Source organism: Aquibium carbonis (assembly GCF_003970795.1).
Lineage (GTDB): Bacteria > Pseudomonadota > Alphaproteobacteria > Rhizobiales > Rhizobiaceae > Aquibium > Aquibium carbonis.
Genome location: NZ_RWKW01000102.1, coordinates 1 through 22739 on the forward strand (window position 1 = coordinate 1; position 22739 = coordinate 22739).

The 22739-nt window shown below is 67.5% G+C and carries 15 protein-coding genes; 5 read left to right on the plus strand and 10 right to left on the minus strand.

Going from position 1 to position 22739, the window contains the following annotated elements; genetic code table 11:
* Positions 1–231 precede the first annotated feature (231 nt).
* Complete coding sequence (locus EJC49_RS22195) at positions 232–669, minus strand: pseudoazurin (protein ID WP_126702121.1); 438 nt, start codon at positions 667–669, stop codon at positions 232–234.
* Between the two features lie 131 nt (positions 670–800).
* On the opposite strand from EJC49_RS22195, the gene EJC49_RS22200 reads away from it, so the two are divergent.
* Entirely contained in the window at positions 801–1502 is a 702-nt protein-coding gene (locus EJC49_RS22200) for a Crp/Fnr family transcriptional regulator (protein WP_126702122.1), read from the plus strand.
* A gap of 10 nt (positions 1503–1512) precedes the next feature.
* On the opposite strand, the gene EJC49_RS22205 is transcribed toward EJC49_RS22200, so the two are convergent.
* On the minus strand, positions 1513–1722 hold the full coding sequence (locus tag EJC49_RS22205) for a DUF1858 domain-containing protein (protein WP_126702123.1): 210 nt from the start codon (positions 1720–1722) through the stop codon (positions 1513–1515).
* A gap of 170 nt (positions 1723–1892) precedes the next feature.
* Here EJC49_RS22205 and EJC49_RS22210 point away from each other — a divergent pair, with 170 nt between their 5' ends.
* From EJC49_RS22210 to EJC49_RS22220, 3 genes are read left to right on the plus strand one after another with little or no spacing between them, the layout of a single operon-like run.
* Positions 1893–3281, plus strand: a complete 1389-nt coding sequence (locus tag EJC49_RS22210; RefSeq protein WP_126702124.1) for an MmgE/PrpD family protein — start codon at positions 1893–1895, stop codon at positions 3279–3281.
* Positions 3282–3319: 38 nt separating this feature from the next.
* Positions 3320–4492: an acyl-CoA dehydrogenase family protein gene (locus tag EJC49_RS22215; RefSeq protein ID WP_126702125.1), complete on the plus strand. Its 1173-nt coding sequence runs from the start codon at positions 3320–3322 to the stop codon at positions 4490–4492.
* Positions 4493–4509: 17 nt separating this feature from the next.
* A complete protein-coding gene (locus EJC49_RS22220; protein WP_126702126.1) occupies positions 4510–5364 on the plus strand; it encodes an HTD2 family dehydratase in 855 nt (284 codons plus the stop codon).
* Between the two features lie 25 nt (positions 5365–5389).
* Here the strand turns inward: EJC49_RS22220 and EJC49_RS22225 are convergent, their stop codons facing one another.
* From EJC49_RS22225 to EJC49_RS22260, 8 genes are all read right to left on the minus strand, one after another.
* The gene (locus EJC49_RS22225) at positions 5390–6586 is read right to left on the minus strand and encodes an AI-2E family transporter (RefSeq protein ID WP_126702127.1); all 1197 of its coding nucleotides are present in this window, start codon (positions 6584–6586) and stop codon (positions 5390–5392) included.
* Positions 6587–6699: 113 nt separating this feature from the next.
* Entirely contained in the window at positions 6700–7917 is a 1218-nt protein-coding gene (gene uxuA, locus EJC49_RS22230; RefSeq protein WP_126702128.1) for a mannonate dehydratase, read from the minus strand.
* Between the two features lie 247 nt (positions 7918–8164).
* Positions 8165–16084 (minus strand): hypothetical protein, encoded by a 7920-nt coding sequence (locus EJC49_RS22235; RefSeq protein WP_126702129.1) that lies wholly within the window; start codon positions 16082–16084, stop codon positions 8165–8167.
* A 470-nt stretch (positions 16085–16554) separates the two neighbouring features.
* The gene (locus EJC49_RS22240; protein ID WP_126702130.1) at positions 16555–17979 is read right to left on the minus strand and encodes an FAD-binding oxidoreductase; all 1425 of its coding nucleotides are present in this window, start codon (positions 17977–17979) and stop codon (positions 16555–16557) included.
* Positions 17976–18878 (minus strand): 4-hydroxy-tetrahydrodipicolinate synthase, encoded by a 903-nt coding sequence (gene dapA / locus EJC49_RS22245; protein WP_126702131.1) that lies wholly within the window; start codon positions 18876–18878, stop codon positions 17976–17978. The genes EJC49_RS22240 and dapA overlap by 4 nt, the downstream gene beginning before the upstream one ends.
* A 17-nt stretch (positions 18879–18895) precedes the next feature.
* Complete coding sequence (locus EJC49_RS22250; protein WP_126702132.1) at positions 18896–20200, minus strand: TRAP transporter large permease; 1305 nt, start codon at positions 20198–20200, stop codon at positions 18896–18898.
* 9 nt (positions 20201–20209) lie between these two features.
* Positions 20210–20725 carry a TRAP transporter small permease gene (locus EJC49_RS22255; protein WP_126702133.1) on the minus strand — a complete coding sequence of 172 codons (516 nt, stop codon included), beginning with the start codon at positions 20723–20725 and terminating at the stop codon, positions 20210–20212.
* 72 nt (positions 20726–20797) lie between these two features.
* Positions 20798–21832, minus strand: a complete 1035-nt coding sequence (locus EJC49_RS22260) for a TRAP transporter substrate-binding protein (RefSeq protein WP_170314838.1) — start codon at positions 21830–21832, stop codon at positions 20798–20800.
* A 298-nt stretch (positions 21833–22130) separates the two neighbouring features.
* On the opposite strand from EJC49_RS22260, the gene EJC49_RS22265 reads away from it, so the two are divergent.
* Entirely contained in the window at positions 22131–22739 is a 609-nt protein-coding gene (locus EJC49_RS22265; protein WP_126702135.1) for a helix-turn-helix domain-containing protein, read from the plus strand.

Sequence of the window (22739 nt, forward strand, 5' to 3'; positions counted from 1 at the left end):
CCCACTTGCCTGTCATGATCCGGCCCGAACAGGGCGCGGTCACGGAAAGGCGTGGGTGGATGCGGGCATTGGGGACGATGAAGAGAGGATCGAAGGACGGCGTGGATGAGACCGGGGCCATGCCCGTCGTCGCCGCCTCGCGGGCGGCAGCCCGGGGCGGCGACGGAATGCGGTGTCCAGGCAGGCAACCCGACGCGACGTTCGCGTCACGCGGTCGCCACGCCGCGAGCCTTACTCCACGGCCTGCGCGAACAGATCCTCGAACACCTTCTTGGCCTTGCCGGTCTGCTTCGCCGCCTTGGCCTCCTCGATGTTGCCCGGCTCGCCGACGACGATCAGCGCCACCATGCCCATCGCGTAGTGCGGCTTGCACTGGAGACCGTAGACGCCCTCCTTGTCGAAGGTCACCGAGATCGGCTCGTTGAACTTGGTCTTGAAGGCCTCCGCCGCCTCGGGGATCATCCCCTTCATGGTCTCCACGTTGTGCCCCTTGTCGGTGGGCACGAAATGCACCGTGTCGCCGGGCGCCAGCCTGAGAAAGTCGGGCTCGAACACCATCGCGCCCTTTTCGCCCTTGTTCAGCATCTTCACCTCGAACTCGGCGGCCAGCGCGGCGCCGGACAGGGCAAGCGCAACGCCGATCGTCAGCACGGCAATGATCTTGGTCATGATGTCGTTTCCTTTCTTGCGACGGCCGATGTGCAACCGTTGGTCGCCGGGATACCGCGGGTGGACCGTCGCGACTTTGCGCGAACGCAAACAGTCGGTAGAAAGGCCCGGCACGGACAGGAAGCGAGCGCATGCCGCCACTCGACAGAAGCCTCATCGCCGGCCTGCCCGCCTTCGCCGGCCTGCCGGGCGACCAGCTCGACGCGATCCTCGCCCGGGCGCGCTCCGCTCACTTTGCCCGCGACGCCGAGATCTTCGGCCAGGACGAGGACGCGACCGCCTTCCACCTGCTCCTGTCCGGCCATGTCCGCGTCGTTCGCACCTCGCCGGAGGGCCATCAGGTGATCGCGCGCTACATCGCCGAGGGCGAACTCTTCGGCATCGCCATGGCGATGGGGCGCACCACCTATCCGGCCAGCGCCATCGCCGCCGCAGACTGCGTGGTGCTGACCTGGCCCAACGCCGCCTGGCCCGACCTGCAGGCGCGGGTCCCGGCCTTCGGCGCCTCCGCCTGGCAGACCATCGGCACGCGCCTGCAGGAAACCCAGGCCACCGTCATGGAAATGGCCACCGAGCAGGTCGAGCAGCGGATCGCGCGCGCGGTGCTTCGCCTGGTGCAGCAGTCGGGACGCAAGACGCCGGAGGGCATCGAGATCGATTTTCCGATCACCCGCCAGGACATCGCCGAAATGACCGGCACCACGCTGCACACGGTCAGCCGCCTGCTCAGCGGCTGGGAGCAGCAGGGCCTCGTGCGCGGCGGCCGCCAGAAGGTCACGGTCGTGGACCCGCATGCCCTGATGCTGATCGCCGAAAACCGCCGCAAGGGTTGAGTGGACGGGCTCAGCCCGCGATCGCCGCCTCCAGTTCGGCCATGAACACCGCCTCCGCCACGCCGTGCTCGCGGCATGCGTCGGCGACGGTGTGGAAGCCGCCGATCGGGCAGCCGATGCACAGCATGTCGTGGCGGATCATCACCGCGATGGTCCGGGGCCACCGCCGCATGATTTCGTCCACAGGCATGTCTGGGTCGAGGGGGGAGGCGTGCGGCATGCTGGTTTCTCATCGATCGAGCGCATCATGATCTCACCCGCCGCCCCGCTGGTCGTTGCGCTGGAGCAAGGAAATCGATGTCGCCGCCCTGTCGCGCCGTGTCATCCGCCTCTCTCGACCGCGCCGTCCGCGCCTGATAGTCGCTGTGTGGAACGGTCGAGGGAGGAACCATGGTGACGGGCGGGATCGAAGGGCCGGGATCTTCGGCTGAACTCGCGACCTTCGCGGCCGGGCTGCGCTTCGAGGACATTCCGGCGTCGGTGGCGGGACGCGCGGTCGACCTCTTCGTCGACTGGGTCGGCTCGGCGCTGGCCGGCAAGGATGTCCGCCCGGTCGAAACCATCGCCGCTTTCGCCAGGACCATGGGTCCGGCAACCGGCTCCTGCGAGACCCTGATCGATCGCTCCGTCTCCTCGCCGCTGTTCGCCGCGCTGGTCAACGGCGCCTCCTCGCATGTCGCCGAGCAGGACGACGTGCACAATGGTTCGGTCTTCCACCCCGCCGCCGTGGTCTTTCCGGCAGCACTCGCGATCGCCCAGTCCATCCGCGCTTCCGGTCAGGAGTTCATCGCCGCTGTCACGGCCGGCTACGAGGTGGGCATCCGCGTCGGCGAATTTCTCGGCCGGTCGCACTACAAGGTCTTCCACACCACCGGCACGGCCGGGACGCTGGCCGCCGCCGCCGCCGCGGGACGCCTGCTGAAGCTGTCGCCCGATGCCATGCTCCATGCCTTCGGCTCGGCCGGCACGCAGGCCGCCGGCCTGTGGGAATTCCTGCGCGACGCGGCCGATTCCAAGCCGCTCCACACCGGCAAGGCCGCCGCCAACGGCCTCACCGCCGCCTTCCTCGCCCGCGACGGCTTCACCGGGGCGAGCCGCATCCTCGAGGGCCCGCAGGGCATGGCCGCCGGCATGTCGAGCGACGCCGACCCCGCGAAGCTGACCGACCGGCTCGGCACGCGCTGGGCGCTGGCCGAGACCTCCTTCAAGTTCCACGCCTCCTGCCGCCACACCCACCCGGCCGCCGACGCGCTCCTGAAGGCCATGACCGACGCGCAGTTGACGATCGGCGACATCGCGGCCGTCACCGCGCGCGTGCACCAGGCCGCGATCGACGTGCTCGGCCCCGTCGTCGTGCCGTCGAGCGTCCACCAGGCGAAGTTTTCCATGGGTACGACGCTCGGTCTCATCGCTTTGCACGGCCGGGCCGGCATGGCCGAATTCGATCGCGACCACGCCCGCCCCGATGTCGCCGCGTTCCGCGACCGGGTGACGATGGTGCTGGACGACGAGGTGAACGCCGCCTATCCCGCCCGCTGGATCGGCAAGGTCGAGGTCGCGACGGCCGACGGGCGCCGCATCGCGGCGCGGGTCGACGAGCCCAAGGGCGATCCCGGCAACACGCTGTCGCGCAGCGAGATCGACGCGAAGGTGCGTGGCCTTGCCGCTTTTTCCAGCGCCGCGACGCCGCCCGAGATGGACGCACTGCTCGATCGGCTCTGGAACATCGATCGCGCCAATGCGCTGGGCGCCCTGATGCCCCGCCGCCCAGCCGACTGACGGGTCCGGAAACCAGACGCAAGGACGAGGGAACGACCATGCCGATCAAGGACCTGCCGCAGGGAGACGAGATCGCCCAGATCCGCGAGAGCGTGCGCAAGCTGTGCGAGACCTTCCCGCCGGACTACTGGCGCAGGCTCGACCGGGAGAGCGCGTACCCGTCGGAATTCGTGAAGGCCCTGTCGGATGCCGGCTACCTGTCGGTGCTGATCCCCGAGGCCTATGGCGGTTCCGGCCTGCCGCTTTCGGCGGCGGCCGCCATCCTGGAGGAGGTCCAGCGCGCGGGCGCCAACGGCGCGGCCTGCCACGCGCAGATGTACATCATGGGCGCTCTGCTGCGGCACGGCAGCGAGGCGCAGAAGCAGGCCTACCTGCCCGCCATCGCGGCGGGTGAGCTTCGGTTGCAGGCCTTCGGCGTGACCGAACCGACGAGCGGCACCGACACCACCTCGATCCGCACCTTCGCCAGGCGCGATGGCGATCACTACGTCGTCAACGGCCAGAAGGTCTGGACCTCGCGCGCCGAACATTCCGACCTGATGCTTCTGCTTGCCCGCACCACGGCGAAGGAAGACGTCGCCAAGCGCACCGACGGGCTTTCGGTCTTCATCGTCGACATGCGCCAGGCGCTGACGGCCGGCATGACGATCAAGCCGATCCGCACGATGATGAACCACTCCACCACCGAGGTCTTTCTCGACAATGTCCGCATCCCGGCCGAAAACCTGATCGGTGAGGAGGGCAAGGGCTTCCGCTACATCCTGTCGGGCATGAACGCCGAGCGCATCCTGATCGCCGCCGAATGCATTGGCGACGCCAAGTGGTTCATCGACAAGGCCTCCGCCTATGCCGGCGAGCGCAAGGTCTTCGGCCGGCCGATCGGCCAGAACCAGGGCGTCCAGTTCCCGATCGCCCGCGCCTATGCGCAGATGCGCGCCGCCGAACTGATGGTGCACCAGGCCGCTTCCCTCTTCGAGGCGGGCGAGGATTGCGGCGAACAGGCCAACATGGCCAAGATGCTGGCGGCCGAAGCCTCGTGGGCGGCGGCGGAAGCCTGCGTCCAGACCCATGGCGGCTTCGGCTTCGCGGAGGAATACGACGTCGAGCGCAAGTTCCGCGAGACGCGGCTCTACCAGGTCGCGCCGATCTCCACCAACCTGATCCTGAGCTATGTCGCCGAGCACGTGCTCGGCCTGCCGCGCTCCTACTGATCCGGCGAGGTGGCGTCATGGACGGGATCGACATCGGGCACCTGAAGCAGTGGGTCGGCCGCGAGGATCGGCAGGCCGACGTCGTCACGCCGGGCCTCGTCGAGCGGTTTCATGCGACGCTCGGCGCGTCGGCGTTCCACGAGGCGGGCGAGGCCCCGCTCGCCATCCACTGGTGCCTGTCGCCGCCGTCCCTCGGTCCGGACGCGCTCGGCCCGGACGGCCATCCCGTGCGCGGCGGCTTCCTGCCGCCGGTGCCGCTGCCGCGGCGCATGTGGGCGGGCGGTCAACTGGATTTTCATGCACCGCTTCAGGTGGGGGCGGAAGTCACGCGCGTCTCGCGCATCGCCGATGTCGCCCACAAGGCGGGCCGCAGCGGCGAACTCGTCTTCGTGACGGTGGAACATGCCATCGAGAGCGACGGCCGGACGATGCTGAGCGAGCGCCAGGACATCGTCTACCGCCCGGCGGCGGAACCCGGCCTGACGTCAGCCACCGCCCCTCGGCAGCCTTTGGCCGACCCGCGCAAGGCCGAGGTCAGCGACACCGTCGACGCGACCACGACGCTGCTCTTCCGCTACTCCGCGCTCACCTTCAACGGCCACCGCATCCATTACGACGTCGACTACGCGCGGCAGGCGGAAGGTTACCCCGGCCTCGTCGTGCACGGCCCCTTGCAGGCGACGCTCATGTTGCATCTCGCCGCGCGCATGTCCGGCGGACGAACCCCGCGACGCTTCGCCTATCGCGGCGTCGCACCGCTCTTCCATGGCGCCCCGTTCACGGTCAATGCCGCGGAGGCAAGGCAGGGGCTGGAACTCTGGTGCGCGGATGCGGCGGCGCATCCGACGATGACCGCGACCGCGGTCTTCTGAACCAGCCGGGCAGGGCGTCGTCCCGTCAGGACCGCCCTTCGAGGCTGGTCTCCAGCGCGGCGGCCTCGGGGAGCGCCTCGGGTTCGTACGCGGCCGCGAGCCCGGACATTTCCTCGCCCGCGGCTTCCCGCACCCATTCGCGCCAGATCGCCACCAGCAGCGCCATCAGCACCGGTCCGATGAACAGGCCGAGGAACCCCATCGTTTTCACCCCGCCGATGAGGCCGAAGAAGGTCGGCAGGAATGGCAGGCTGATCGGCCCGCCGACGAGCCTGGGCCGGATCGTCTTGTCGACGATGAACAGTTCCAGGCTGCCCCATGCGAAGAGGCCGATGCCGGCCACCGGCGAACCGCTGGCGAGGAGATAGATCGAAACCAGGGTCATGGCCAGCGGTGCGCCGCCCGGTACCAGCGCCAGCAGCCCGGTGATCACCCCCAGCGTCACCGGGGAAGGAACTCCTGCGATCCAGTAGGCGGTGCCGAGCACGATACCCTCGCCGATGGCGATCAGCGTCATGCCCACCACCGTCGAGCGGATCGTCAGGGGAACGACGCGCGAGATCCGCTCCCAGCGGGCCGGCAGGATGCGTTCGCCGATCTTGTCGAGCTCGCCGGCGAAGCTTTCGCCATCGCGATAGACGAAGAACAGCACGATCATCATGAACAGCAAGGTCAGGATCAGGTCGAAGGCGCCGCTGCCCGTGGCCAGCACCGCGCGGTAGATGTTGCCGATGTTGGCGCCGCTGACCATCTGGGCGAGTTCGCCCAGCGCCCCGGGGTGGCCGATGTAGCGGACCCACTGCTCGTCGAGCCACTTTCCCACCAATGGAAGCTCGGCGATCCAGAACGGCGTCGTCGCGCCGCGCTCGTTGGTCTCGACAGCCCAGCTGAACCAGATGGCGATCTCGTCCAGCGTGTAGGCGATGGCGACCGCGATCGGCACCACCAGGAAGAACAGGATCAGCAGGATCGCGATCGTGGCGCCGAGCGTGCTGCTACCGCCGGTCCGGTCGAGCAGATGCCGGTAGAGCGGCCAGCTGGCGAAGCCGATGACCAGCGCCGCCAGCACCGGCACGAGAAAATCCTGAAAGAAATAGATCCCGGCCGCCGCGATCAGGACCAGAAGCCAGCGCGCGGCCGAGAGCGGCGGGATCAGGGCGGTGCGTGTCGGGAGCGACGAGCCAAGCCAAGGCTGCTCGTCTCGATTCGCCCGGGGTTCCATCACTGTGGGCTCGCTGTTGTCCCCCGCTTGTGTCCCAAGTGCCGGCGGTTTGCAAGCGCCCGCTCGAGCCGCACGCCGCCGGGGCGACGAGGAAGCGGCCACCGCTCATCGTCTCAGTCGAGCGTGGCCACCTTCGGATGCGACAGGGCGGTGATGATGCCGCGCAGTTCGGCCAGACCCTTCAGCCGTCCGATGGAGGGATAGCCCGGCTGCGCCTTGCGGTTCAGGTCGTCGAGAATGTCCTGCCCGTGGTCCGGCCGCATCGGGATCGACCAGTCGGCCCGGCCCGCGGCCTTGCGCCGGTTCTCCTCGCGCAGCGCGGCGGCCAGCAGCGCGACCATGTCGGTGTCGCCGCCCAGATGTTCGGCTTCGTGGAAGGAGCCCCTGATCGCGCCGGTCTCGCGCTTGACGTTGCGCAGGTGGAGGAAGTGCACCCGCTCGCCCATCCGCTCCATCATGCCGGGCAGGTCATTGTCCGGCCGTGCGCCGAGCGAGCCGCTGCACAGCGTGATGCCGTTCGCGGGCGTGTCCACCGCGCTCATGATCGCCTGGTAGTCGGCCTCCGTCGACATGACGCGCGGCAGGCCGAGCAGGTCGAAGGGCGGGTCGTCCGGATGGCAGCAGAGCCTCAGGCCGAGATCCTCGGCCACCGGCGCCACTTCGGTCAGGAAATCGATGAAATGCGCGCGCAGCCGCCCGGCGTCGATCGAGCCGTACTCGTCGAGGTGCCGGCGAACGTCGTCGAGCGTGAAGTTTTCGGCCGCACCGGGCAGGCCGAAGACGACGTTGCGGGCGAGTGCGTCGCGATCCGCCGCGCTCATCGCCGCGTGACGCGCCCGGGCCGTCTCGGCGATCTCGTCGGGATAGTCGGCAGCGGCGTTGCGCCGCGAAAGGATGTGGATGTCGAAGGCGGCGAAATCGGCATAATCGAAGCGCATGCAGGTCGCCCCGGTCGGCACCCGCCAGGCCAGCGACGTGCGTGTCCAGTCGAGCACCGGCATGAAATTGTAGCAGATCACCTCGATGCCGGCGTCCGCCAGGTTCTTCAGGCTGATCTTGTAGTTGGCGATGTGTTCGCGCCAGGCGCCCTTCTGCTTCTTGATGTCCTCCGACACAGGCAGGCTTTCGACCACCTCCCAGCGCAATCCGGAGGGCTGGCCGTCCTTCATCACGGACAGCTCGCGCTGGCGCCTGGCGATCTCATCGGGCGACCAGACGTTGCCGGTGGTCACATGGTGAAGCGCGGTCACCACGCCTTCCACGCCGGCCTGGAGCATGTCGTCTATCGACACGATGTCCTTCGGTCCGAACCATCGCCAGGTCTGTCTCATGCGCTTCTCCTCTCGCCGGGCTCTTCTTCTAGCCGAAAGCCGCGTGGCGTGGCGATATCAGAACGTCGCGGTGCAGGACATGGGCAAAAAGCGCAAGCCGATGAGACGGCAGCCATGCCCGTCCGTCGGACCGCTCCGGAGTGGCCCGGGGCGACACACAGCCCAAACGCCCGTGCGCCATGCGGTTGGTGGGGGAGGGCATTCGCCCTCCCGCCTGCACGGCATTTCGCGTCTGGACCGGGGCCCGTCAGATCGCCTGGTAGGCGGCCAGAACCGCGGCCACCTGACTGGCGTTCATGGCCTGGATCTGCGCCGAGGTCAGCGCCTGCACCTGATCGGCGCTCAGGCTGCCGATGTCGTCGGCGGAGAGGCCTGAGATGCCGTTGGCGCTGATCGCCGCGATGTCGCCGGTCGAGAATTCGGCGAGGTCGTCCGTCGTCATGGCCGCGATCTGGCTGCCGCTCAGGGCCGCCGTCTGCGCTTCCGTGAACGCCTCGATCTGTTCCGAGGTCATGGCGTCGATGTGGTTCGCGTTCAGGCCGGTGACGGCGTTGACACTCAGCGCCGTCACCTGGTCGGTGCTCAGGGCGCCGATCTGGTCGGTGGTCATCGCACCCACCTGTGCCGCGTTCAGTGCGCCGATCTGGCCGGTCGAGAGCGCGGCGATCTGGTCGGTCGTGAAGGCCGCCACCTGGGTTGGCTTCAGGCCTGCAATCTGGGCGTTCGACAGAGCACCCAGCTGGTCCGTGGTCAGCGCCGAGATCGCGTCGTTGCCGAGCCCGGAAATCGACTTGGCGTTGATCGCCGAAATCGCACCAGTCGAGAACTCCGCGATGTCGTCGGCGCCGAGCGCGCCCAGTTGCGTGGCGCTGAGTACGGCGACCTGCCCGGTCGTCAATGCGCCGACCTGCTCAGTCGACAGTGTCCCCATCTGGGCCGCCGTCAGGCCGACGACCGCCTTCGTCGTCAGCGCACCAACCTGATCGGTGGACAGCGCGCCAATCTGGCTCGTGGTCATGCCGGCCACCTGCGTCGCGCCGAGCGCACCCACCTGCGCAGAGGAGAGGTCGCCGATCTGGGCGGTCGTCAGCGCCGCAACCTGGGCGGCGGTCATCGCCGCGACCTGCGCCGTCGACAGGGCGCCGATCTGGTCCGTCGTCAGCGCGGCGACCGCGCTGGTGGACAGGCCGGAGATCGACTTGGCGTTGATTGCCGCGATCGCGCCGGTGGAGAACTCGGCGATGTCGTCGGCGCCGAGTGCGCCAAGCTGCGTGGCGCTCATGGCCCCGATCTGGGCGGTGGTGAGCGCACCGACCTGTTCGGTGCTCATGGCGCCGATCTGGGACGCCGATAGTCCGGTCATGGCCTTGGCGCTGAGCGCCGCGACCTGGTCGGTGCTCAGGGCGCCGATCTGGTCGGTGGTCATTCCGGCCACCTGCGTCGCGCCGAGCGCACCGACTTGCCCGGTGGACAGCGCGCCGATCTGGTCGGTCGTGAGCGCCGCCACCTGGCTCGCCTTCAGCCCGGCCATCTGACCGTTCGTCAAGGCGCCGATCTGGTCGGTCGTCAGGGCGGCGACCGCGCCGGTCGACAAGCCTGCGATCGACTTGGCGTTGATCGCGGTCATCGCCTCTGTGGAGAATTCGCCGATGTCGTCGGCGCTGAGCGCTCCGAGTTGCGCAGCGCTCAGCGCGCCGATCTGGCTCGTGGTCAGTGCCCCGACCTGCTCGGTGCTCAGGGCTTCGATCTGCGCCGGCTTGAGGCCGGTCATCGCTTTGGCGCTCAGCGCGGCCACCTGCTCGGTGCTCATGGCGCCGATCTGGTCTGCCGTCAGGGAGCCGACCTGGGCCGCCGTCAGCGCGCCGATCTGGCCGGTCGAGAGATCACCGATCTGGTCGGTGGTAAAAGCTGCCACCTGGGTTCCCTTGAGCGCGGCGATCTGGCCATTGGTCAGCGCGCCGATCTGATCGGTCGAGAGCGCCGCCACGGCGGCTGTCGAGAGGCCGGAGATCGCCTTGGTGCTGGTCGCCGTGATGTCGGCGGTGGAAAACTCCGCGATGCCGTCCGCGCTGATCGCCGCAATCTGCGTGGCGCTCAAGGCCGAGACCTGGGTCGCCGACAGCGCCTCGATCTGTTCCGTGGTCATGGCGCCGATCTGCGTTGCGGTCAGGCCCGTCACGGCCTTGGCGCTGAGGGCCGTGACCTGATCGGTCGTCAGCGCGCCGATCTGGTCGGTCGTCAACGCGCCGACCTGCGCCGCCGTCAAGGCGCCGATCTGGCCAGTCGAGAGTTCGCCGATCTGGCCGGTGGTGAACGCGGCCACCTGGCTCGGCTTCAGCGCCGCCATCTGGCCGTTGGTCAGGGCGCCGATCTGGTCCGTCGTCAGCGCAGCCACCGCGTCATTGGAAAGACCCGAAATCGCCTTGGTGTTCATGGCGGCGATCTCGTCGGCCGAAAATTCCACGATGTCGGCCGCGCTGAGCGCCCCGAGCTGTGCCGCGGTCATGGCGCCGGTCTGGGTGGTGTCCAGCGCCTCGATCTGCTCCGTGCTCATGGCGCCGATCTGGCTCGCCGACAGGCCGGCCACCGCCTTGGCGCTCAATGCTCCCACCTGGTCGGTGCTCATGGCGCCGATCTGGTCGCTGGTCAGGCCCGTCACCTGGGCCGCTCCCAGCGCGCCGACCTGGGCGGTCGACAACGCTTCGATCTGGCTGGTTGTGAAGGCCGCCACCTGGCTCGCCTTCAGGCTGGAAATCTGCCCGTTGGTGAGTGCCCCGACCTGATCTTCCGACAGCGCCGCGACGGCGGCGGCCGAGAGACCGGAGATCGCCTTGGCGCTGATCGCCGCGATGGCCTCCGCGGAGAGTTCGGCGATGTCGTCGGCGCCGAGGGCTCCGATCTGCTTGTCATTGAGCGCGGCCACCTGGTCGTTCGTCAATGCGCCGACCTGTTCGGTCGACAGCGCCCCGACCTGCGTCACCGTCAGGCCGGTCACGGCCTTGGCGCTCATCGCGCCGATCTGACCGGTCGACAGCGCGCCGATCTGGTCGGTCGTCAACGCTCCCACTTGGGGCGCCGTCAACGCGCCCACCTGGTCGGTGGAGAGGTAGCCGATCTGGTCGGTGGTCAGGGCCGCGACCTGCTTGCCGCTCAACGCGGCGACCTGGCCGTTGCTCATCGCGCCGATCTGGCTTTCCGAAAGTGCAGCGACCGCGGCGGTCGACAGGCCCGAGATCGCCTTGGCACTGATCGCGGATATGGCATCGGTCGACAGTTCGGCAATGCCGTCGGCACCCAGTGCCCCGAGCTGCTTGTCATTCAGCGCCGCGATCTGGCCCGTCGACAGCGCTCCCACCTTTTCCGGCGACAGCGCCCCGATTTGCGTCGCCGTCAAGCCGGTGACGGCTTTGGTGCTCAGCGCCGCGACCTGATCGGCCGTCATCGCGCCGATCAGGTCGGCGGTTAGCGCCCCTGCCTGCGGCGCCGTCAAGGCGCCGACCTGGCCGGTCGTGAGATAGCCGATCTGGTCGGTGGTCAGCGCGGCCACCTGGCTCGTCTTCAGATTGGAAATCTGGGCGTTGGAGAGGGCGCCGACCTGATCTTCGGACAGCGCGGCGACCGCGGCGGTCGAAAGACCGGAGATCGCCTTGGCGTTGAGCGCCCCGATGGCGTCGGTTGAGAGTTCGGCAATGCCAGCGGCGCCCAGCGCGCCCAGCTGCTTGTCATTGAGCGACGCGATCTGGCCGGTCGTCAGCGCACCGATCTGGTCCGTCGACAAGGCGCCGACCTGCGTCGCGGTCAGCCCGGTGATGGCCTTCGTGCTCAGCGCCGCCACCTGGTCCTCGGTCAGCGCGCCGATCTGGTCGGTCGTCAGGGCGCCGACCTGCGTCGCCGTCAGCGCTCCCACCTGATCCGTGGTGAGATATCCGATCTGGTCGGTCGTCAGCGCAGCGACCTGTGTCCCCTTCAACGCCGCCAACTGGCCGGAGGACAGGGCGCCGATCTGGTCTTCCGAGAGAGCGGCGACCGCATCCGTCGACAGTCCGCCGATCGCCTTCGCGCTGATCGCCGAAATGGCGTCGGTCGACAGCACCCCGATGGCGTCGGCGCCCAGGGCGCCCAACTGCTTGTCGTTCATCGCGCCGACCTGTGCCGTGATGAGCGCATCCACCTGGTCCGTCGACAGCGCCCCCACTTGCGTTGCCGTCAGGCCCGAGACCGCCTTGGCGCTCATCGCCCCGATCTGGTCCGTGCTCAGCGCGCCGATCTGGTCGGTCGTCAGCGCGCCGGCCTGCGCCGCCGTCAGGGCGCCCACCTGGTCGTTCGACAGATATCCGATCTGGTCCGTCGTCAGCGCCGCCACCTGGGTCGGCTTCATGCCAGCGATCTGCGCGTTCGATAGCGCGCCGACCTGGGCTTCGGAAAGCGCCGAGACGGCGTTGGTCCACAACCCACCGATGGCCTTGGCGTTGATCGATCCGATGGCTTCAGCCGAGAATGAGGCGATGGCGCCGGTGCCCAAAGCGCCGATCTGCTTGTCGTCGAGCGCCGCGATCTGCCCCGTCGTCAGTGCGCCGGTCTGGAGTTCGTGCATTCCGCCTAGAACGAATGGCGAGAGACCGGTGATGGCTTTCGCGCTGATCGCCGCGACCTGATCTCCGGTCAGCTGCCCGATATGCGCCCACGACATCGCGCCGACCTGCTGCGCCGTCAGCGCGCCGATCTGGTCGTTCGTGAAACTGCCGATCTGCTCGGGCCACATCGCCGCGATCTGGCTCGGCTTGAATGCGGCGATCTGCGCGTTGGACAGGGCGCCGAGCTGGTCCTCCGAAAGATACTGGATCGCAGGATCCGACAAGCCCGAGATCGCCTTGGCGCTGATGGCCGAAATGGCGTCGGTCGAAAGCACCATGATGTCGTCGAAGTCCAGCGCGCCGAGCTGCTTGTCATTGAGCGCCGCGATCTGGCCGGTCGTCAGCGCGCCCACCTGGTCGGTGGAGAGCGCCCCGACCTGGGAGGCTGTCAATCCAGTCACCGCCTTGGCGCCGATCGCCGCGATCTGGTCTTCCGACAGGGCCCCGATCTGCTCCGTCGTCAGGGCGCCGACCTGCGCCGCGGTCAATGCGCCGATCTGGCCCGTGGTCAATGCGCCGATCTGGTCGGTCGTCATCGCTGCCACCTGCTTGGCGGAGAGGGCCGAAATCTGCCCGTTCGACATCGCGCCGAGTTGGTCGGTCGAAATCGCGGCCACGGCAGCGGTCGAAAGACCGGAGATCGCCTTGGTGCTGATCGCGCCGATTTCCTCGGCGGAGAATTCGGCGATGTCGTCGGCGCTGAGCGCCGCAAGCTGCGACGCGCTCAGCGCGCTTGTCTGGCCCGTCCCGAGCGCCTCGATCTGCTCCGTGCTGAAGGCGGCGATCTGGCTGGCCGAGAGGCCCGTCACCGCCTTGTCGCTCAGCGCCGCCACCTGCCCGGTGCTCATCGCGCCGATCTGGTCCGTCGTCAGGGCGCCGGCCTGCGCCGCCGTCATCGCGCCTACCTGGCCGGTGGAGAGGTAACCGATCTGGTCGGTGGTCAAGGCCGCAACCTGCGTGCCTTTGAGAGACGCGATCTGCGCGGTGGACAGGGCGCCGATCTGGTCTTCCGACAATGCGGCAACCGCCGCCGTCGAGAGGCCCGAGATCGCCTTGGCGCTGATCGCCGAAATGGCGTCGGTGGAAAGCTCGGCGATGTCGTCGGCGCCCAGCGCCCCGAGCTGCTTGTCATTCATCGCCGCGATCTGGCCGGTCGTCAGCGCGCCCACCTGATCCGTCGACAAGGCGCCGACCTGCGCGGCCGTCAGGCCGGTCACGGCCTTCGTGCTGAGTGCCGCCACCTGACCGGTGCTCATCGCGCCGATCTGGTCCGTCGTCAGGGCGCCGGCCTGCGCCGCGGTCATCGCGCCCACCTGGCCGGTGGAGAGGTAACCGATCTGGTCGGTCGTCAGCGCGGCGACCTGCGTGCCCTTGAGGGCCGAGATCTGTCCGTTCGACAGGGCGCCGATCTGGGATTCCGACAGCGCGGCGATCGAAGCGGTCGACAGGCCCGAGATCGCCTTGGCGCTGATCGCCGAGATGGCGTCGGTCGAGAGTTCAGCAATGGCATCGGCGCCGAGCGCACCGATCTGCTTGTCGTTCATCGCCGCAATCTGGCTGGTTGTGAGCGCGCCCACCTGTTCGGTCGACAGCGAGCCAACCTGGGCTGCCGTGAGCCCGGTCACAGCCTTGGCGCTCAGCGCCGCGATCTGGCCGGCCGTCATGGCCCCGATCTGGTCGGTGGTCAGGGCGCTGGCCTGTCCGGCCGTCAAGGCGCCCACCTGACCTGTCGAAAGATAGCCGATCTGGTCGGTCGTGAGCGCGGCCACCTGCTTGGCGCCCATCGAGGAGATCTGACCGCTGGACAGGGCCCCGATCTGGTCCTCCGACAGCGCGGCGACCGCGGCGGTCGACAGGCCGGAAATCGCTTTGGCGCTGATCGCCGCAATCGCGTCGGTCGAGAATTCCGCGATGGCGTCGGCGCCGAGTGCGCCAATCTGCGAGGCGTCGAGCGCCCTGATCTGCGTCGTCGTGAGAGCCCCGACCTGTTCGGTGGTCAGCGCGCCGATCTGCGCAGCCTTGAGGCCCGTGACCGCCTTGGCGGAAAGGGCGCCGACCTGATCCGTGGTCATTGCGCCGATCTGGGCGCTGGTCATCGCTCCTGCCTGCGCCGCCGTCAGTGCACCCACCTGGTCGGTGGAGAGGTAGCCGATCTGGTCGGTGGTCAGCGCCGCCGCCTGCCTGGCGCTCATGGCCGAGATCTGGGCCTTGGACAGCGCGCCGATCTGGTCTTCGGAAAGCGATGCAACCGCGTCGGTCGACAGACCAGCGATCGCCTTGGCGCTGATGGCCGAAATCGCGTCGGCGGAGAGTTCGGCGACGGCATCCGTGCCCAGTGCGCCAAGCTGCGCGGCGCTCAGGGCACTGACCTGCGTCGTGGAGAGCGCGCCGATCTGCTCGGCGCTCATGGCGCCGACCTGCGCGGCCTTCAGGCCGGTGATGGCTTTCGCGCTGAGCGCGCCGACCTGATCCGTCGTGAGTGCACCGATCTGGTCGTTCGTCAGGCCGCCGGTCTGGGCTGCCGTCATCGCGCCCACCTGGCCAGTGGAGAGATAGCCGATCTGGTCGGTGGTCAGAGCCGCGACCTGCTTGGCGCTCAGCGCCGCGACCTGGCCGTTGCTCAGCGCTCCGATCTGGGCTTCCGACAGCGCGGCCACGGCAGCGGTCGACAGGCCCGAGATTGCCTTTGCGCTGATCGCCGAGATGGCGTCGGTCGACAGTTCGGCAATGGCATCGGCGCCGAGCGCCCCGACCTGCTTGTCGTTCAGCGCCCTGATCTGCGTCGTCGTCAGCGCACCGATCTGCTCGGGACTGAACGCCGCGATCTGGGTCGCCTTCAGGCCGGTGATCGCCTTTGCGCTCAGGGCTCCCACCTGGTCCGTGCTCATGGCGCCGATCTGGGCCGTCGTCAACGCGGTCGCCTGGGCCGCCGTCAGGGCTCCCACCTGGGACGTCGTCAGCGCGCCGATCTGGTCCGAGGTCATCGCGCCGACCTGGGTCGGCTTCAACCCGCTGATCTGGGCTGCCGTCAGGGCGCCGAGCTGGTCTTCGGAAAGCGCCGCGATCACGTCGTTGGACAGGCCGGAGATGGCCTTGGCATTGATCGCGGCGATCTCGTCGGTTGTGAAGCCGGCAATGTCGTCGGCGCTGAGCGCACCGAGCTGCGTGGCATTGAGGGCGGAGATCTGCTGGGCATCGAGCGCCTCGATCTGCTCCGCCGACAGCGCGCCGATCTGGCTGCTGCTGAGGGCGGCGACCTGCGTCTTGCCGAGCGCCTGGATCTTCGTCTCGTCGAGCACCGCCAGCTGGTCGACGGTGAGCCCCTTCACCGATCCCGCCGAGATCGACTTGAGCTGGTCGGTGTTGAACGCCTCGAAATCCTCGATCTCGATCGCGGCGACTTGCTGGGCACTAAGCGCGCCGACCTGGGCGGTGGAGAGCGCGGCGATGTCGTCGGGCGTCAGCGCGGCGATCGTCGAGGTCGACATCGACCGGATCTGTGCCACGGAGAAGGACGAAACGATCGATGTCATTTGCGGCGCCTTTGTCGGTACGCGTTTACACCAGTCGCATCGATTCTTGGGGCTGCACGAACCCGCCGAAGCGGCGGGACGCGCACCGCGCCCTCGTCGACGGACGCCATTCGAGCCGCGCCGAAGGGCGAGGGTCGTCCGGGCATCCGCGAAGATGCGACCTTATGCTGCCTGTGACATGGCTCTCTCGCAGGAGCCTGTGCGTCGGAGATGCATCATGCATGCGGAGCGCATCGCGCCCCGATCCCGAGCCTGTTTATGCGAGCGTCTTTCCGGGGGAAGTCCGCGTCACCCATTTCCATCCAGGGACCGCATGGCTGCAATCGATGGATGGAGTCCTTGCCGGGAGAGATATCAGGACATTCTCTAATTTTGTTTTAACGCGAACCGAATCGCCCCGTCGGGAATCGCCGCGCCGCCCCCGAAACCCGTTCCAGCCGAGACGTCGGCGAGGGCGGCGGCCGCCCGCTTCAGGCGAGGAGCGCGCCGGGGTTCATCAGGTTCTTCGGGTCCAGCGTTCGCTTGATGTCCCGCATGATGGCGAGCCGGACCGGGTCGCCCAGACGCTCGAGCTCCGTCACCAGCTTGCGGCCGATGCCGTGCTCGGCCGAGATGGTGCCGCCGTGTCGCGCCGCCACGTCGTGGATGGCCATCTCCACCTCGAGCGCCTTCGCCTCTGGATCGGGCAAGGCCGCCCAATAGGCGTGGCTGAACATGACCGTGAAATGGACGTTCCCGTCACCGAGATGCGAGACGACCAGCACGCGCGCGTCCGGAAACCGCTGCGCGGTGACCTCGCTTGCCGCCTCGATGAAGGCCGGAACGGCCGAGTTGCGCACCGCTGTGTCATGCACGATGCCGACGCCCTCGATCTTGTGCGCTTCCGTGATCGCGTGACGGAAGCGCCAGATATCGGCCGCCTGGCCGTCGCTCTGCGCAATCACCGCGTCCACGACCAGCCCGGCCTCCATGGCCTCCGCGAGCACCTCCTCCAGCGCCGCTTGCAGCGATGCGTTCGGGTCCACGTCGCCGAGTTCGATCATCACCGACCAGGCGGGCGTTTCCGCGAAAACGCTTCGAACGCGAGGGATGTGGCCGCGGATGCAGTCGACCTCCGCCCCGTTCAGCATCTCGAAGGCTTCGATCGCGTCGCCGCAGCGGTGCTGCAGCCGCGACAAGAGCTCGACCGCCGCCTGCGGATCGCTGACCGAAACCCAGGCGTGTGCGCGCGCGCCGATCGGCGGATGCAACCGCAGCGCCGCGCCCGTGATCAGCCCGAGCGTGCCTTCCGCGCCGATGAAGAGCTGGCGCAACTCATAGCCGGTGTTGTTCTTCTTCAGCGCTTCCATCTCGCGCAGGATGCGCCCGTCCGCCAGCACCGCCTCGAGGCCGGCCACCAGGCTGCGCATGGCGCCGTAGCGGACGACGCCCGTTCCACCCGCATTGGTGGAGATCAGCCCGCCGATCTGCGCGGTTCCCTCCGAGCCCAGATGCAGCGGAAACTGCCGGTCGGCATCTGCGGCCGCCTCGTGGACGGCCGAAAGCGTGACGCCGGCATCGACCGAAATCACGTTGCCGGCCTGGTCGAGGTTCCGGATCCGGTTCATGCGCCGCATCCCGACCACGATTCCGGTGGCGCCGTTGCCGCCAGCCGTGGGCACCGCGCCAAAGCACAGTCCCGTATTGCCGCCGAGCGGAAACACGGGCACCTCGTGCTCGCTGGCCAGCCGCATGATCGCCGATGCCTCCTCCGCGCTGGCCGGCAGAGCCACGGCCTGCGCGCGACCGGTCATCCGCCCGCGGAAATCCGTGAGATAAGGGGCGACGTCGGCATCGTCCGTCAGCAGGCCTTGTCGACCGAGGGCAGCACCGAGACCCTCGAGAAATGCACTCATGCCGCCTCTTCCATGTCCCGCATCGCCGAATGCACCTCTTCCAGTGCCTTGCGCGTCTCGCTCGACGGGCTGGTGAGAGGCAGTCGGACCTGTCCTGCTCGCAGGCCGGCGAGATTCATGTAGTACTTCAGCGGCCCCGGGTTGGTCTCACGATAGATCGTATCGATGACGGGGTCGAGCTTCTGCTGCAGCCTGATCGCCGCGTCCAGCTTGCCCGCGCGGGCGAGGTTGAACACGTCGATCCAGATGCGCGGATAGACGGAGGCCGAGGCGAGGACGCCGCCCTGGGCACCCAGCGCGACGTGGGTGGCAAACAGTGGCTCCTCGCCGCTCAGCATCGCCATCTTGCCGCCGGCGAACTTCATCGCCTTGATGAATTCCGGCACGTCGTAGGACGAGCATTTCATGCCGATGATCGAACCGTCCTCGGCCAGGGTCGCGATGGTTTCAGCCTTGAGCGCCACGCCCGTGCGGCGGGGGATCTCATAGGCGAGCACCGGGATCCCGACCTCCTGGCGAAAGGCGCGGAAGTAGGCGACCATGCCGTCCTGGGGGCCCGCCGCGTAGTACGGCGTCACCGCCATGACGCCGCTGGCGCCGGCCTTGCGAAAGTCGAGCGCGGCCTCGACCGCGTCCTTGAAGCCGGTGGCGAGCACGCCCGGCAGCACCGGGGCGCCGTCGGCAACCTCGACGCAGGCCCGGACGACATCGGCGCGCTCGGCGCGCGACAGCGCGGGATACTCACCGGTTCCGCCGATGGGCACGATGCCGGTGGCGCCGCTTCTCAACTGGAAGCGGACCAGTGATTTCAGCGCCTCGAAGTCGACCGAGCCATCCTCGGCGAACGGAGTCACGATGGCCGTGAAGAGGCCGGTCAGGTCATCCTGGGTCAATGTCATGAAGGTCTATCCCGAAGTCAGTCTACGAAGCCGAAGAGGCGGGGAAGGGTCAGCGAGACGGCCGGCACGTAGGTGACGACCAGCAGGACCGCGAGGTTGGAGAGCAGGAAGGGTATGCTCTGCCGGACGATGGCGCCCAGAGGCACCCCGGATATGGATGAGCCGAGGTAGAGCGCCAGTCCGTAGGGCGGCGTCATCAGGCCGATCATGACGTTGACCACCATGATCACGCCGAAATGCACCGGGTCCACGCCCATCGCGGCGAGGATTGGGGTGAACAGCGGCGCAAACAGCAGCAGCTGGACCGAATCGCCGATCCATAGGCCGTTCAGCAGGAAGAAGACATTCAGCATCAGGAGCAGCATCCACGGCTCCAGCTGCATGTCGCGAACCATCGTGCTGAGTTCGCTCGGCACGCGCTCGTTGGCGAGCACCCAGCTGATGATCGTGGCGAAGCCGACGATCAGATAGACCGACGCCGAGGTGCGGGCGGCCCGGTCGAGAATGCCCCAGAACGCCTTCAGTGTGAGATTGCGGTAGGCGAAAACGCCGATGATCGTGGCATAGGCGACCGCGATCGCCGCGGCCTCGGTCGCCGTGAAGACGCCGGAGATGATGCCGCCGATGATGATCACCGGCATGATGATGGCGAAGAAGGCATTGAAGATGATGCCGGCCGCCACGGCGAAGGTGAGGTTGAGGATCGGATTGCTGGGGAAGCCCTTGCGGCGGGCCATCACGAAGAGAACCGCCATCTGCGCCATGCCGAGAAGAAGCCCGGGCACCGCGCCCGCCAGAAACAGCGCGGCGATCGACGTGTTCGTCAGCGCTGCGAAGACGATGAGCGGAATCGACGGCGGGATGATCGGCCCCTGGATCGCCGAACTCACCGTCAGCGCCGCTGCGAAGTCGGTGCGATAGCCGTCCTTTTCCATCATCTTGATCTCGACGGGACCGAGCGCCGAGATATCGGCCAGCGCCGAGCCGGAAACGCCCGAGAAGAACATCGAACCCACGACGTTCACATAGGCGAGGCCGCCACGCAGCCGCCCGACGAGCAGGCGAGAGAGGTTGAGCAGCCGGTCGGTCATCCCGATCGCCGTCATGATCTCGCCGGCGATGACGAAGAGCGGGATCGACAGCCAGATGAAGACGTCCATGCCGGTGAAGAACTTGTGCGCGTAAATGTCGAGCATGCCGATCATGCCCGGCTTGACGACGAAATAGGCCATGCCGGCAAAGCCGATGGCGAATATGACCGGGCTTCCCAGGATCATGAGAAGAAGAAGCAGGCCGATGACGACGAGCAGCGAATGATCCATCGGGCGCTCTCAGATCTCGGATTTGAGGATGGACGGCCCGGACTGTTCGGTCCGACCGAGAAGGTCGCGCAAGGCGAGCACGAGCATGTGGAACATCATCAGGCCAGCGCCGACGGGGATCGCGAGATAGACCCAGTAGAAACTCACACCCAGCGTCACGGCCGAGCGTCGCGCGCCGAACTGCGCGTTTTCGTAGCCCTTCCAGACCATGACGCCGAGAAGCACGGCGAGCAGAACGCGGAAGATGGCGTTGCGCAGCGACATCAGGCGCGCCGGCCAGTAGTGGTCGAAGAAGTCGACGCGGACGAGCTGGTCGTCCTTCACCAGCAGGCTGCCGGCCAGCATCACCACCCAGATCATGCTGTAGCGGGCGGCTTCTTCCGGCCAGGGCAGGGAGAAGCCGAAGCCGTAGCGCAGCACCACCTGCATGAAGAGGATCGCCGCGACGAAGACCAAAAGCAGCCGGGCGACGGTGGAAGCGACGAAGCCGAGCGCGTCGGCGATGCGATCGAGGGTCTTCAGCATGCGCGATCCTTCGCGACTGATGGCGGCGTGCGCCGTCTCATAGCGCACGCCTGTCCCGTTGATTGCGGGAGACTACTCCTGCGCAGCCTTCACAGCCGCCTGGAGATCGGCGATCAGGTCGGCGCCGACCTGACCGGCCAGCATCTCGGCGATGGGCTGCTGCACCTTGTCGACGAACATCTGGAACTCCGCCGCGGTCGGCTGGTAGATTTCGACGCCGGCATCGGCGATCACCTTGAGATCCTGCGATTCCTTGGCGGCGATGATGCCGAGCATGGCGAAGGTCGCCTCGCGGGCCGCGAAATCGAAGATGGCGCGATCGTCCTCGCTGAGGCTCTGGTAGAAGTCCTCGTTGATGGTGATCAGCGGCATGTTGATGAGGTGATGGTCAAGCGTATAGTACTTCTGCACCTGCTGCAGGTTCGCCAGAAGCATCGTGTAGGGCGCGTTCTCCTGCCCATCCACGACACCCGTCTGGAGGGCGCTGTAGAGCTCGGCCCAGGCGATCGGCGTCGGCGAGGCGCCCAGAAGCTCGACCATCTTGATGTGGATCGGTACCTGCTGTGTGCGGATCTTGAGGCCGACCATGTCGTCCGGAGTCTTGATCGGGCGCACCGAATTGGAGAAGTTGCGGAAAGCCGAGGGCAGGTAGCTCAGGATGCGCACGCCGCTTTGCTCGGCGATGGTGTCGGAGAGCGTCTTCCCAAATTCGCCGTTCAGCACTTCGCGGGCCACTTCCGTGGTCGGGAAGGTGTAGGGCATTTCGAGCACCTGCGCGGCGGGCGCATAGGCGCCGACATGGCCGGCGTTCAGGCCGCCGACGATCTGTAGCGAGCCCCTCACATTCTGCTCGAGCAGCGACTCGAGGTCTCCGAGCTGGCCGCTCGGGAAGACCTGGATCTCGTAGCGGCCGTTGGTCTGCGTCTTGACGGTCGAGCCGAACACTTCCGTGAATGTCCAGTAGGGGTTGGCAAGCAGGTCGCCCTCGCCATCGACATGCCCGAAGCGAACGATCGTCTGCGCCTGTGCCGGCGCGGCGACAAGGGCTGCCGCCCCGATCAGGACCACGGCGGTCAGGGCCCGGAATTTCCTTGAAAGCATCGTCATCTGCCAATTTCCCCTTTGAGTTCCGACCCGGTCGCAAGGCATCCCACGCGCCGACGACTCATCGGCGCGGCGAGAATACTCACCTTCGGTCTTTTTGGTTGTCGAACCATGGAAGCGCGGCGCGCGCCTCGGCTCGCATTCACCATACGAAACGTCATCTTCGTGTCAAGTCGGATAGTAGAATTCGTTTCGTATAGTGGATGAATGGTCCGATCGCGCTTCCGTCGGTACGGGTAAGCCTGTATACCCATCAGGCTACCCCAGCGTGCAGGGGGATTCCAACCAGCCGGAGCCAGGAATGAATTCGAGTTCGGTCGACACGCTGGAGGCAGACCTGCCCGAGATCGGCACGGGCATCGACGTCGGCGCCCGCTTGTCGCAACTGCGCCAGGAACGGGGCTGGACCCTTCAGCAGGCCAGCCGGCAGACCGGCGTTTCGGCGTCCGCCCTGTCGAAGATCGAGCGCAACGAACTGTCGCCCACCATCGCCACGCTGCAGCGGGTGGCGCGCGGCTACGGCATGGACGTGGTCGACCTGCTCGCCGACAAGGAGGCCGCGCGCAGCCTTGCTGGCCGCCGAAGCGTCACCCGCGCATCCGGTGGCCGCGCCTATCAGTCAAACAGCTGTGCGAATACCCTGCTCTGCGCCGACCTCATCGACAAGAAAATGACGCCGATCCGCAGCCGCGTGACCGCGCGCAAGCCTTCGGACTACGGCTCCTGGCCGGTCAGCGATTCGGAAATCTTCCTGACGGTGGTCCGCGGGGTCGTGGTCGTTCATAGCCAGATCTACGAGCCGCTGACGCTCAACGCCGGCGATTGCCTGTATTATGACGCCAGCACGCCGCACATCTGGCTCTCCGAGGGACCGGACCACGCGGAAGTGATCTGGGTCCTGGCGTCCTGA

Bases quoted from the DNA above. Each gene is read 5' to 3' on its own strand.
- EJC49_RS22205 (WP_126702123.1), bottom strand. From the start codon at position 1,722: ATGCCGCACGCCTCCCCCCTCGACCCAGACATGCCTGTGGACGAAATC.
- EJC49_RS22200 (WP_126702122.1), top strand. From the start codon at position 801: ATGCCGCCACTCGACAGAAGCCTCATCGCCGGCCTGCCCGCCTTCGCC.
- EJC49_RS22240 (WP_126702130.1), bottom strand. From the start codon at position 17,979: ATGAGTGCATTTCTCGAGGGTCTCGGTGCTGCCCTCGGTCGACAAGGC.
- EJC49_RS22255 (WP_126702133.1), bottom strand. From the start codon at position 20,725: ATGCTGAAGACCCTCGATCGCATCGCCGACGCGCTCGGCTTCGTCGCT.
- EJC49_RS22250 (WP_126702132.1), bottom strand. From the start codon at position 20,200: ATGGATCATTCGCTGCTCGTCGTCATCGGCCTGCTTCTTCTTCTCATG.
- EJC49_RS22210 (WP_126702124.1), top strand. From the start codon at position 1,893: ATGGTGACGGGCGGGATCGAAGGGCCGGGATCTTCGGCTGAACTCGCG.
- dapA (WP_126702131.1), bottom strand. From the start codon at position 18,878: ATGACATTGACCCAGGATGACCTGACCGGCCTCTTCACGGCCATCGTG.
- EJC49_RS22265 (WP_126702135.1), top strand. From the start codon at position 22,131: ATGAATTCGAGTTCGGTCGACACGCTGGAGGCAGACCTGCCCGAGATC.
- EJC49_RS22220 (WP_126702126.1), top strand. From the start codon at position 4,510: ATGGACGGGATCGACATCGGGCACCTGAAGCAGTGGGTCGGCCGCGAG.
- EJC49_RS22235 (WP_126702129.1), bottom strand. From the start codon at position 16,084: ATGACATCGATCGTTTCGTCCTTCTCCGTGGCACAGATCCGGTCGATG.
- EJC49_RS22215 (WP_126702125.1), top strand. From the start codon at position 3,320: ATGCCGATCAAGGACCTGCCGCAGGGAGACGAGATCGCCCAGATCCGC.
- EJC49_RS22195 (WP_126702121.1), bottom strand. From the start codon at position 669: ATGACCAAGATCATTGCCGTGCTGACGATCGGCGTTGCGCTTGCCCTG.
- uxuA (WP_126702128.1), bottom strand. From the start codon at position 7,917: ATGAGACAGACCTGGCGATGGTTCGGACCGAAGGACATCGTGTCGATA.
- EJC49_RS22260 (WP_170314838.1), bottom strand. From the start codon at position 21,832: ATGACGATGCTTTCAAGGAAATTCCGGGCCCTGACCGCCGTGGTCCTG.
- EJC49_RS22225 (WP_126702127.1), bottom strand. From the start codon at position 6,586: ATGGAACCCCGGGCGAATCGAGACGAGCAGCCTTGGCTTGGCTCGTCG.